Annotated in this window: 6 protein-coding genes; 4 read left to right on the top strand and 2 right to left on the bottom strand. The window is 71.5% G+C overall.

Going from position 1 to position 12,039, the window contains the following annotated elements; all coding sequences use genetic code 11:
• Nucleotides 1–104: 104 nt before the first annotated feature.
• From DTL70_RS23115 to DTL70_RS23100, 4 genes are all read left to right on the top strand, one after another.
• Nucleotides 105–818, top strand: a complete 714-nt coding sequence (locus tag DTL70_RS23115; RefSeq protein ID WP_114023890.1) for a spermidine synthase family protein — start codon at nucleotides 105–107, stop codon at nucleotides 816–818.
• Nucleotides 819–886: 68 nt separating this feature from the next.
• A complete protein-coding gene (locus DTL70_RS23110) occupies nucleotides 887–1,681 on the top strand; it encodes a response regulator transcription factor (RefSeq protein ID WP_114023889.1) in 795 nt (264 codons plus the stop codon).
• A 170-nt stretch (nucleotides 1,682–1,851) separates the two neighbouring features.
• On the top strand, nucleotides 1,852–2,988 hold the full coding sequence (locus tag DTL70_RS23105; RefSeq protein ID WP_114024259.1) for a sensor histidine kinase: 1,137 nt from the start codon (nucleotides 1,852–1,854) through the stop codon (nucleotides 2,986–2,988).
• Nucleotides 2,989–3,246: 258 nt separating this feature from the next.
• Entirely contained in the window at nucleotides 3,247–7,143 is a 3,897-nt protein-coding gene (locus DTL70_RS23100; protein ID WP_114023888.1) for a multifunctional oxoglutarate decarboxylase/oxoglutarate dehydrogenase thiamine pyrophosphate-binding subunit/dihydrolipoyllysine-residue succinyltransferase subunit, read from the top strand.
• A gap of 181 nt (nucleotides 7,144–7,324) precedes the next feature.
• On the opposite strand, the gene fxsT is transcribed toward DTL70_RS23100, so the two are convergent.
• The gene (fxsT, locus tag DTL70_RS23095; protein ID WP_114023887.1) at nucleotides 7,325–10,342 is read right to left on the bottom strand and encodes an FxSxx-COOH system tetratricopeptide repeat protein; all 3,018 of its coding nucleotides are present in this window, start codon (nucleotides 10,340–10,342) and stop codon (nucleotides 7,325–7,327) included.
• Between the two features lie 60 nt (nucleotides 10,343–10,402).
• Entirely contained in the window at nucleotides 10,403–11,677 is a 1,275-nt protein-coding gene (locus DTL70_RS23090) for an aKG-HExxH-type peptide beta-hydroxylase (protein ID WP_114024258.1), read from the bottom strand.
• Between the last annotated feature and the right edge of the window lie 362 nt (nucleotides 11,678–12,039).

Raw genomic sequence — 12,039 nt, 5'->3', positions numbered from 1 at the left:
AATGCTTTTGATGCCCCAGATGTTCCCCCAGCGCCCCCAGCGACCGTTCGCTCTCAGCGATCACCGCGGACACCAGCTGAGGGGTTCCGGCCTACGCTGCCCTCATGTCGCATTCCGCCGCCCCTCTCCCGGGCTCCCCGGCCACCGATACCCCCGTCGCCCTCGAACGGCGCGAGGGCCCGTGGGGCGAGGTCGTCCTGCGGCAGCGCGGCGCGCACTACGAGATCATCGCCAACGGCTGCTTCCTGATGGACACCTCGGACGGGCGCTCCGAGCGGCTGCTGGTGCGCGCGGCGCTGGAGGAGCTCGACGCCCGCGAGAACCCGCGGCTCCTGATCGGCGGCCTGGGGGTCGGTTTCTCGCTCGCGGAGGCGGCGGCGGAGCCGCGCTGGGGCGGTGTCACCGTGGTGGAGCGCGAGCCGGCGATCCTCGACTGGCACCGCACAGGGCCGCTCTTCGGGCTCTCCGCCGACGCCCTGGCCGATCCGCGGACCGCGCTGGTGGAGGCCGACCTGGTGGCGTACGTGCGCGAGGCGGCGGCCGACGGCGGGCGGTTCGACGCGCTGTGCCTGGACATCGACAACGGCCCGGAGTGGACCGTCACCGACGACAACTCCTCCCTCTACTCGCCGACCGGCCTGGCGGCCTGCCGGGAGGCGCTCACTCCGGGCGGCGTCCTGGCCGTCTGGTCGGCCCAGCCCTCGTCCGCATTCGAACGATCACTCGCGAATGCGGGGTTCTGCCGTGTTCGGACGGATGAGATCCCGGTCGTCCGAGGCGTCCCCGACGTGGTCCACTTCGCAGCCCGACCGGCGTAGCCGAGCGGTGTAGCAGGCCCTTACGCTGCTGTTCCAAGAAAGCCGGAAGAGCCACAGGGCGGGGTCGTATGGACCAGAAGAACACCACTCAGACAGCTGGCGGAGCCGTCGCCGCGACCACCCCCGGTGCTCAGCGACGCATTCTCGTCGTGGAGGACGATCCGACCATCGTCGACGCGATAGCGCGGCGGCTGCGCGCGGAGGGCTTCCAGGTGCAGACGGCCGGTGACGGGCCCGCCGCGGTCGACACCGCCGAGGCCTGGCAGCCCGATCTGCTGGTGCTGGACGTGATGCTGCCCGGCTTCGACGGCCTGGAGGTCTGCCGACGCGTGCAGGCGCAGCGTCCGGTTCCGGTGCTGATGCTGACCGCGCGGGACGACGAGACGGACATGCTGGTGGGGCTCGGCGTGGGCGCCGACGACTACATGACCAAGCCGTTCTCGATGCGCGAGGTCGCGGCGCGGGTGCACGTGCTGCTGCGCCGGGTCGAGCGGGCGACGCAGGCGGCGAGCACGCCGCGCAACGGCATACTCAGGCTCGGCGAACTGGAGATCGACCACGCCCAGCGGCGCGTCCGCGTCGGCGGCGAGGACGTGCACCTGACGCCGACGGAGTTCGACCTGCTGGTGTGCCTGGCGCACTCCCCGCGCGCCGTGCTCTCCCGCGAGCAGCTGCTGGCCGAGGTGTGGGACTGGGCCGACGCGTCCGGTACCCGCACCGTGGACAGCCACATCAAGGCCCTGCGGCGCAAGATCGGTGCCGAGCGCATCCGCACGGTGCACGGGGTGGGGTACGCACTGGAGACCCCGGGACCCGACGGCGCGCCCGCGCCGGTGACGGGCGCCGCGACGGAGAGCTCCTGACGGGCGGCGGGACGGCGCGCGTGTTCGCTTCGGTGTCCAGCCCCTCCGACCCCTCCGACCCCCACAGCTCGCACGGCTCATCCGGCTCACCGGGCTCCGGTCCTTCGGGGCCTCCCCGCCCTCCCGGTCCTCCCGACCCTCCCGGGCCGCCGACGCTGCTGGCCCGTTCCCTGAGCCGCTGGAAGCGCTCTGCGGCGGCCCGCCTCGGTTCCCACTGGTGGGACCGGCTGTGGGAGGGTCTGCGCCCCCTGGACCCGTACAGATCGGTCAAGGCGGCGCTCGGCGCGCTGGTGATCGTCTCCGTGGTGATCACCACACTGCTGGCGCTCTTCGCGGTGCAGTCGGCGACCGAGCTGCGGGTCATCACCATTATCTCGATCGTGGCCTCGCTGCTGATCACCCAGTTCGTGGCGCAGTCGGTGACGGCGCCGCTGGATGAGATGACGGACGCGGCCAAGGCGATGGCGGACGGCGACTACTCCCGCCGGGTGCGCGGCGGGAGGCGGGACGAGTTCGGAGAACTGGCGGAGAACTTCAACCGGATGGCGGCCGACCTGGAGGCCGTCGACCAGCACCGCAAGGAGCTGGTCGCGAACGTGTCGCACGAGCTGCGCACCCCGATCGCGGCGCTGCGGGCCGTCCTGGAGAACGTCGTCGACGGCGTCTCGGAGGCCGATCCGGAGACGATGCGCACCGCCCTGTCGCAGACCGAGCGGCTGGGCCGCCTGGTGGCTCACCTGCTGGACCTCTCCCGGCTGGACAGCGGTGTCGTCCCGTTGCATTCGCGGCGTTTCGAGGTGTGGCCGTACCTGGCGGGCGTGCTGAAGGAGGCCAACATGAGCAAGGGCTCGGGGCACTCCCGTAAGGATGTCCACCTGCATCTGGACGTCTCGCCGCCCGAGCTGACGGCTTACGCCGACCCCGAACGGCTGCATCAGGTGGTGGCGAATCTGATCGACAACGCCGTCAAGCACAGCCCGCAGCACGGCCGGGTCACGGTACGGGCCAGGCCGGGCGAGGCGGCAGCGGGCGGGTCGGCCGACAGCCTGGAGGTCGAGGTGCTGGACGAGGGGCCCGGCATACCCGAGGCCGAGCGGCAGCGGGTCTTCGACCGGTTCAACGGTACGCACAGCACCGAGTCCACACGGGGTGCCCAGGGCATCAGCCCGGGAGGCGGCACGGGTCTGGGGCTGGCCATCGCGCGCTGGGCGGTGGAGTTGCACGGCGGGTCGATCCGAGTGGCCGAATCGCCCCGCGGCTGCCGGATCCAGCTCACTCTTCCGGGAACGATCGGACAGCCCGGTTGACGTTTTCCCCCCGCCGACCCGCCACCGACCCGCCACGACCCGTGGCCAGGACGCCCGGAGACGCACCCGGTGGGGTGACCGGTTCCACCCGCGAGGTAAAACCGTGAGTGATTCCCGCCAAGTCCTGGCCCGAAACCGGCTGCTTAATGTGACGTACGTGACCAAGGGGCCGCCCGGACTACGCCTCTCGCCAGGAGAGGCGTAGCCTTTATTTCCGCTGTCCACCACCTAAGGAAGCGGAAGAGGGCGGTTGCCGCCGTGTCGTCACAGTCCCCCAACAGCTCATCGAGCACCTCTACGGAACGGAAGGACGGACAGGGTAAAGACCCTGGTCCGGCGTTCGGGCCGAACGAGTGGCTCGTCGACGAGATCTACCAGCAGTACCTCCAGGACCCGAACTCGGTAGACCGAGCCTGGTGGGACTTCTTCGCTGACTATCAGCCGGAGTCCTCCGAGGGGGCCGCGGCGCCGGATGGCGCGGGCACCCCACGGGACGCCTCCCCGAAGGCCGCGCCTGCCCCGGCGTCCTCCGCGGCACCGCAGGCGCGGGCTCAGCAGGCCGCCCAGCCCGCGAGCGCCCCCGCGCAGGCCGCACCGGCGCAGCAGGCGCCTGCGCAGCCGCAGCAGGCCGCCGCGCCGGCCGCGCCCCAGCGCAAGGCCGAGCCGCAGAAGGCGGCCGAGCCGAAGCCGGCCGCCAAGCCGGCGGCCCGGCCCGCGGGCGCGGCGAAGGCCGCGGGCGGCGACAAGGCCGCGGCGGAGGGCCAGGCAGAGGGTCCGGAGTACGTGGCGCTGCGCGGCCCGTCCGCGGCCGTGGCCAAGAACATGAACGCCTCCCTGGAGCTGCCCACGGCCACGTCCGTGCGGGCGGTGCCGGTGAAGCTGCTGTTCGACAACCGCATCGTCATCAACAACCACCTCAAGCGCGCCCGCGGCGGCAAGGTGTCGTTCACGCACCTGATCGGCTACGCCATGGTGCAGGCGCTCAAGGCGATGCCCTCGATGAACCACGCGTTCACCGAGAAGGACGGCAAGCCCACCCTGGTCAAGCCGGACCACGTGAACCTGGGTCTGGCCATCGACCTGGTGAAGCCGAACGGCGACCGCCAGCTGGTCGTGGCGGGCATCAAGAAGGCCGAGACGCTGACCTTCTTCGAGTTCTGGCAGGCCTACGAGGACATCGTCCGCCGGGCCAGGAACAACAAGCTGACGATGGAGGACTTCTCCGGCGTCACCTGCTCGCTGACCAACCCGGGCGGCATCGGCACCGTGCACTCGGTGCCGCGGCTGATGCCGGGCCAGGGCCTGATCATGGGCGTCGGCGCGATGGAGTACCCGGCCGAGTTCCAGGGCACCTCGCAGGACACCCTCAACCGGCTCGGCGTCTCGAAGGTGATGACCCTCACCAGCACCTACGACCACCGGGTCATCCAGGGTGCGGCCTCCGGCGAGTTCCTGCGCAAGGTCTCGCAGCTGCTGCTGGGCGAGGACAACTTCTACGACGAGATCTTCCGCGCGCTGCGCATCCCGTACGAGCCGGTGCGCTGGATGCAGGACATCGACGCCTCGCACGACGACGACGTCACCAAGGCCGCGCGGGTCTTCGACCTGATCCACTCCTACCGGGTCCGCGGCCACATCATGGCCGACACCGACCCGCTGGAGTACAAGCAGCGCAAGCACCCCGACCTGGACATCACCGAGCACGGTCTGACCCTGTGGGACCTGGAGCGGGAGTTCGCGGTCGGCGGTTTCGCCGGCAAGTCCATGATGAAGCTGCGCGACATCCTGGGCGTGCTGCGCGACTCGTACTGCCGCACCACCGGCATCGAGTACATGCACATCCAGGACCCCAAGCAGCGCAAGTGGATCCAGGACCGCATCGAGCGGCAGCACTCCAAGCCGGAGCGCGACGAGCAGCTGCGCATTCTGCGCAGGCTGAACGCGGCCGAGGCGTTCGAGACGTTCCTGCAGACCAAGTACGTGGGTCAGAAGCGGTTCTCGCTGGAGGGCGGCGAGTCCGTCATCCCGCTGCTGGACGCGGTCATCGACGCGGCCGCCGAGTCGCGGCTGGACGAGACCGTCATCGGCATGGCGCACCGCGGCCGGCTCAACGTGCTGGCGAACATCGTGGGCAAGCCGTACGCGCAGATCTTCCGGGAGTTCGAGGGCAACCTCGACCCGAAGTCGATGCACGGCTCCGGCGACGTGAAGTACCACCTGGGCGCCGAGGGCGTCTTCACCGGACTGGACGGCGAGCAGATCAAGGTCTCGCTGACCGCCAACCCCTCGCACCTGGAGGCCGTCGACCCGGTCGTGGAGGGCGTGTCCCGCGCCAAGCAGGACATCATCGGCAAGGGCGGCACGGACTTCACGGTGCTGCCGATCGCGCTGCACGGCGACGCTGCCTTCGCGGGCCAGGGCGTGGTGGCCGAGACGCTGAACATGTCGCAGCTGCGGGGCTACCGCACCGGCGGCACGATCCACATCGTCATCAACAACCAGGTCGGGTACACGGCGCCGCCCGAGTCGGCGCGCTCGTCGATGTACTCCACGGACGTGGCCCGCATGATCGAGGCCCCGGTCCTGCACGTCAACGGCGACGACCCGGAGGCCGTGGTGCGCGCGGCCCGGCTGGCCTTCGAGTACCGGCAGGCGTTCAACAAGGACGTCGTCATCGACCTGATCTGCTACCGCAGGCGCGGGCACAACGAGACGGACAACCCCTCGTTCACCCAGCCGCTGATGTACCACCTGATCGACAAGAAGCGCTCGGTGCGCAAGCTCTACACCGAGTCGCTGATCGGGCGCGGCGACATCAGCCTGGAGGAGGCCGAGCAGGCGCTCCAGGACTTCCAGGGGCAGCTGGAGAAGGTCTTCACCGAGGTCCGCGACGCGACGTCGCAGCCGGCGGCCGCCGAGGTGCCGGTCCCGCAGGCGGAGTTCCCCGTCGGTCTCGACACCGCGATCTCCCAGGAGGTCGTCAAGCGGATCGCCGAGTCGCAGGTCAACATCCCCGAGCGGATCACCGTCCACCCGCGTCTGATGCCGCAGCTCCAGCGCCGCGCGCAGATGGTCGAGGACGGCACGATCGACTGGGCGATGGGCGAGACCCTGGCCATCGGCTCGCTGCTGATGGAGGGCACGCCGGTCAGGCTGTCGGGCCAGGACTCGCGTCGCGGCACGTTCGGGCAGCGGCATGCGGTGCTCCTCGACCAGAACTCCGGCGAGGACTACACCCCGCTGCTGTACCTGGCAGAGGACCAGGCGCGCTACAACGTCTACGACTCGCTGCTGAGCGAGTACGCGGCGATGGGCTTCGAGTACGGCTACTCGCTGGCCCGCCCGGACGCGCTGGTGATGTGGGAGGCGCAGTTCGGTGACTTCATGAACGGCGCTCAGACGGTCATCGACGAGTTCATCTCCTCGGCCGAGCAGAAGTGGGCCCAGACCTCCGGGGTCACCCTGCTCCTGCCGCACGGCTACGAGGGTCAGGGCCCTGACCACTCCTCGGCCCGCATCGAGCGGTTCCTCCAGCTGTGCGCGCAGAACAGCATGACCGTGGCCATGCCGACGCTGCCGTCGAACTACTTCCACCTGCTGCGCTGGCAGGTGCACAACCCGCACCACAAGCCGCTGGTCGTCTTCACCCCGAAGTCGATGCTGCGGATGAAGGCGGCGGCCTCCAAGGCGGAGGAGTTCACCACCGGCGGTTTCCGTCCGGTCATCGGCGACACGCTCGTCGACAGCGGCGAGCTGGACCCGGCGAACGTCCGCAAGGTCATCTTCTGCTCCGGCAAGGTCTACTACGACCTGGACGCCGAGCGGACCAAGCGGGGCCTCACGGACACCGCCATCATCCGGCTGGAGCGGCTCTACCCGCTGCCCGGCAAGGAGATCCAGACCGAGATGGCGCGCTTCACCAACGCCGAGAAGTACGTCTGGGCCCAGGAGGAGCCGGCCAACCAGGGCGCGTGGCCGTTCATCGCGCTCAACCTGGTCGACCACCTGGACCTGGTCATCGGTTCGGAGCCCGTGCCGAACGCGGACCGGCTGCGCCGCGTCTCCCGGCCGTCCTCGTCCTCGCCCGCCGTGGGCTCGGGCAAGCGGCACGCGGAGGAGCAGGCCAAGCTCGTCAAGGACGTCTTCGACATCTGAGACGCCTGCCGCCTGGCGCCTGACGCAGAAGCAACCGAGGGCCCCCACCGCGACCGCGGTGGGGGCCCTCGGGCGTCCCCGGAGCTCGGGCGTCCCGGGAGGCGCGCCGCCCGAGCCGCGTGCCTCCCAGACTGATCCGGACCGGACCGGACCGGACCGGACCGGACCGGACCGGGCGTGCTCAGCCCAGGTAGGGCTCGTAGTCCCAGTAAGGACGGGTGCGCTGCCGGGCGGAGAGGGTCTGCTGGTGCTGGGCGCCCAGGGAGCGGGTCAGGCGCTCCAGCGCGTCGCTCTCCACCGCGCGGGCCTCGTCGCGGCGGCGCAGCGAGCGCAGGTCGATGGCCTGGGCCACCATGCACGAAAGAGTGAGAGGGTGGTCCTCGCCCAGCACGCGCCGGGAGCGCTCCAACGTGTCACGGCTGAGCTCGTGGGCGTCCTCCAGCGCCTCGGCGAGGTGGCGGCCGCCGCTGGTGTTCAACGCACACCCGAGGGTGACGGGGTGGTCGGGGCCCAGCAGCGAGGTGACACCGGCGAGGGCCTGCTCGAACATGTTCAGGGCGCCGTCGCGTTCGCCCTCGATCTGCAGGACGAGGCCCGCGTTGGACTGCATGGCGGTCGGCACCGGGTGCGCGGGCCCGAGCAGGGCGCGGAAGCCGTCCTCGGCCTCCGTCAGCAGCTCCCGTGCGAGCGTCAGATCGCCGTGCTCGCGAAGGAAGTTGCCGTAGTCCGTCATCAGGGACAGCGTCGTGTAGTGACCGCGGCTGTGCACCTGCTCCTGCTGGTCGAGCAGGAGCGCCATCGCGGTGGCGATGTCCTGCCGGGGCGTGCCCGCGCGGCGCTGGCACAGCATCAGGTTGTGCCGGGCCATCAGCGTCTGCGGGTGCTGGGCGCCGAGCACCTGGAGCTGAAGCCGCATGGCGAGCTCCTGGCGGGCCAGCGCCTCCTGGTAGCGGCCCAGCAGGCGCAGGTCGCGGGCGCAGGAGTTGCCGCTGCCGAGCGTGAAGGGGTGGCGGGCGCGCAGCACCTGTTCGCGGGCGCGCAGGGTGTCCAGGTCGGTGTCGTAAGCCTCCTCGTAGCGGCCGAGCAGCCTGAGCCCGACGGCGAGGTTGTGCTGCGCCAGCAGGCTGGCGCCCTCGTCGGGGCCGTAGAGCCTGCGGGCGACCTCGACGACTCTCTCCTGGCGTTGCAGCGCCTCGTCGTACTGTCCGAGCAGCCGCAGGTCGGCGGCCAGGCAGCTGGTGGCCTCCATGAGGGCCTCCTCGTAAGGCCCCTCGGAGCGGGGCACCTCCGCGAGGCGCTCCAGCCGGTCGGCGTCGAGGATCTGCGCCTCGCGGAAGCGTCCGGCCGCGCGCAGCACGTTCCCCTGGAGGGTGGCCAGAGAGAGCATCTGCTGCGCGTCGGAGTCGAGGAACCTCCCCCACTCCGTGCGGATGCTGGCTGCCAGCTCGGCTCCGAGCGTGAACTCGCCCGAGTTGTAGCAGTAGCGCAGGCAGTTCAGCAGCATCTCCTGAACGCGGCGCTCCTTGCTGGAAGGTGCGACGGACGGCAGCAGGTGCGGCAGCAGCTCGGCGTAGCGGCCCCACTGGCGGCTGTCGTTCGGCGCGCCCGGGTCCGCCTCGACCAACAGCCGGTGCACGGTGCCGCGGACGGCGTCGTTGTTGCGCCCCTGGGTCAGCTCGCTGATGACGCTGTGGACGACCTGGTGCATCAGCACCGAGTCGTTCTGCTCGCTCTCGCCGGCCTGGACGCGCGACTCGCGGGTGATCACCGAGTAGTTGACCAGCGAGTCGAGGGCACGCGCCCAGCTGGAACGGTCGCTGGCGATCCACCGCAGGTTGTCGGGCAGTTCGGCGGTGGGGATGCCGCGCGCCAGGCCCAGCGGAATGCGTCCGGGGGCGAAGACCGCGCACAGGGAGAGCAGGTCGACGGCGCGCGGCTCGGACTTGCGCAGCTTGTTCAACAGCATCGACCAGGAGGTCAGCGACGAGTACGGGTAGTCGTCCGGCATGGTGCCCGACTCCAGCCGGGTCAGGCCCACACCGCGCACCATGCGCAGGTACTCGGGGACCTCCATGCCCTCCTCGCCCAGCCAGGCCGCCGCCTGGGCGAGCTGGAGGGGCAGGTCCTGGAACTCGCCGGCCACCTCGTCGGCCTGCGCGGCGGTGATGTGCGGGGCGCGGCGCATCAGGTAGCCGGTGGACTCGGCGCGGCGGAAGGCGGCGATCTGCTTGATGTCGGTGGCGGCGCGCCAGCTCTTGTTGCGCGAGGTGATCAGGACGTGGCCGCTGCCGCCGTGCGGCAGGAAGGTGGCGGCTTCCTCCGGGTCCTCCCAGCCGTCGAAGATGAGCAGCCACCGCCCCGAGGGCGTGTTCTTGCGCAGCGCCTCCCGCACGGTGCGCAGCCGCTCGCCGACATCGCCCGCGCGGTCGAGCCCGAGTTCGACGGCGAGCTGTCCGAACGTCTCGCGCTGGGTGTTGCGCTGGTCGCAGTTGACCCACCAGACGACGTCGTAGTCAGGGCCGAAACGGTGCGCGTACTCGGCCGCGATGTGCGTCTTGCCGATGCCCGCCATGCCGACGAGCGCGCACACGGCCGCGCCCTGCTCCGCGTCCATCAGCCGCTCCTGGAGCTCGTTGAGGATCACGTCGCGGCCCGTGAAGCGCCCGTTGCGGCGCGGCACCTCCCCCCACACGTCCGGCGGGTCGTTGGGGTAACGGCTGGTGTAGCCGGTCTGCGCCGCGGGCGCGCGGCGCGGGCTGAGCCCCAGCCGGTTCAGCAGCCTGCGCTCGGCCTCCTCCTCGCCGACGCCCCACAGGTTGACCGGCTCCAGCACCGCGGTGGCCGGCAGCAGCTCGCGGTTGGTCAGGTTGACGGCGGCGAACCGGTCGGCGTGCTCGGCCACGTAGCCGCGCAGCACCGTGTTCCAGTCGGCCTCGGTGCGCGGGCCGAGTTGGAGGAACACGTCGCTGATGACCAGCAGCACGCGCCCCGAGGCCAGCTGGAGGTCGCCCAGCGCTTCCTGCAGCGGCTGCTCGCGGTCCGGGTCCCAGCGCTGGAGCGTGGTGCGGTGGCCGTGACTCTCCAGCCGGTGCGCGATCCAGTGGCCCCAAGCGCGGTGGTAGCCGGGAAAGACCACCACGAAGTGCTCGGACTCCCCTCCGGGCGGGGCGCCCCGAGCCGGTTCCCGCTGAGCGACCATGCCTGCGTTCTCCCTCGTCCAGCAGCCGTCGTCACCCCGGGGGCGACCTGTACGGCAAGACTACCCAAAGTGACCGTTTGTGAGCTTGTCGGCAGCGACGGCGACGCCGTGGGCGTCCCGGCCGCCTGAGGCGGTGAGCCGCGCGTTGCGGCGGCGCATCCCCTCCACGAACTCTGTGCCCTGGCGGGTCAGTTGGCCAGAGCCCAGAAGGAGGAAAAGAGCATGGTCGACCTGGGTGAGGTAGTCCGCGCGGCGGCCCCGCGCGGCCGCCCGCTCGGCGGGGGTCGCCGCGGCACGGCGGGCGAGCCGGTCCCACAGGTCGGCCAGGGCGAGGTGCGCGTAGGTGCCTTGCAGCACGGCGTCCAGCGGCCGGGGGTCGCTGCGCCAGCCGACCTGGAAGACCGCTTCCGTGCCCGGCCTGCTGAGCCGCACCACGCCTTCGAGAACGGCGAGTTTGCTGTGCTGCACCTCGTGGACGAGGACCTCGGCCAGCTCCTCCGGCGTGTGCGGGCGCGTCGCCAGCACCGCCCAGGGGGCGGCCATCCGGGTCGCGCTGGCGCGTCCTTGGGGCTTCCACAGCACGGGGACGAGGGAGCGCACCAGTCCGGTGACCTCTGCCGCGCGCTCCCGGTCGGCCTCCCGCAGCAGCCGGAGAGCTCGCTTCCACATCCGGTGCCACGCGTCCGCCTCGCCCGGCACGCCGAGGGTGACGGGCCGCAGCCCGCCGAGGCCCGCGTGGCGCGTCCCGTCGCCCAGATGGGGGTCGCGGTCGTCCAGGACCGCGAAACCGCCCTCCAGGCCCCGCAGCGGGCGCCAGGGGGCCTGCTCCGCGTCGTATCCGTGGCCGAGGACGGCGGCACGCGGCAGGCGGACCGTGCGGCCGCCCCGCGGCGTGAAGGACACGCCGTCGCCCGCCGCTTCGAGACGGACGCACGGGGCGTCCGTGAGATACGTGCCAAGGCCCGGCAGCGTCAGCCGCCCCCCGGGGGCCGGCAGGTCGAGCCCGAAGGCGGTTCCGGCGGTCGCGGCGACGGCGGCGGCGAGCGGTCCTGAGCCGGCGAGCGCCGCGGGCAGTCCCTCAGGGCCGGCCTCCAGGGTGCGCGCGAGCCAGTTGCCGACGGCTGGATAGCCGAGCGCCGAGCGCGCGGCGGCCGGGTCGTGGGACTCGGCCTGCTCCAGCAGCGCCCAGTGCGCGTCCAGCACGCGGGCGGTCCGCTCGGGCGTACGGGCGCGCTCGACGCGCGTCAACAGCGCCTTGAGCAGGACGAGGCGCCGCGAATGCAGCCAGGCGCCCAGCGCCGCCGCCTCCCCGGGCAGCGGTCTGGTCTCTCCCATCCGGCGCAGTTGGAGGTCCGGTATGTCGAATGGCGTCATCGCGGCGGGTCACAGCGGGTTCTGGCGACCCGCTCCGCGCCCTCCCGCGGTACCCGCCCGGCCATGGGCGCCCTGCGCAGAGCCGGAGATTGTCCGAAACACGCTCTTCCGTTCCCCCGCCCGGGACGCGCCCGACGGGGCGGCGTCCTCCGTGTGCTTGCCGTTCCCGCCGTTCGTGCCGGATCTCCACATCCGCGACAGTTCCTCCCCGTCGCGAAGGGTGTTCTCCACCACGGCCGTGACGGCGGGATCGTCGCAGGTCCTCAGCGCGCGTAGAGTCACGCCCGTCAGGTCGGGCAGAGGCGGCGGTGCCGCTTCGGTCT

Origin of the sequence: Streptomyces diacarni (assembly GCF_003323715.1) — a bacterium.
Lineage (GTDB): Bacteria > Actinomycetota > Actinomycetes > Streptomycetales > Streptomycetaceae > Streptomyces > Streptomyces diacarni.
This window is presented reverse-complemented; position numbering and strand designations above follow the sequence as displayed.

Coding starts and splice junctions, on each gene's coding strand:
- DTL70_RS23090 (WP_114024258.1), bottom strand. CDS start 11,677: ATGGGAGAGACCAGACCGCTGCCCGGGGAGGCGGCGGCGCTGGGCGCC.
- DTL70_RS23110 (WP_114023889.1), top strand. CDS start 887: ATGGACCAGAAGAACACCACTCAGACAGCTGGCGGAGCCGTCGCCGCG.
- DTL70_RS23115 (WP_114023890.1), top strand. CDS start 105: ATGTCGCATTCCGCCGCCCCTCTCCCGGGCTCCCCGGCCACCGATACC.
- fxsT (WP_114023887.1), bottom strand. CDS start 10,342: ATGGTCGCTCAGCGGGAACCGGCTCGGGGCGCCCCGCCCGGAGGGGAG.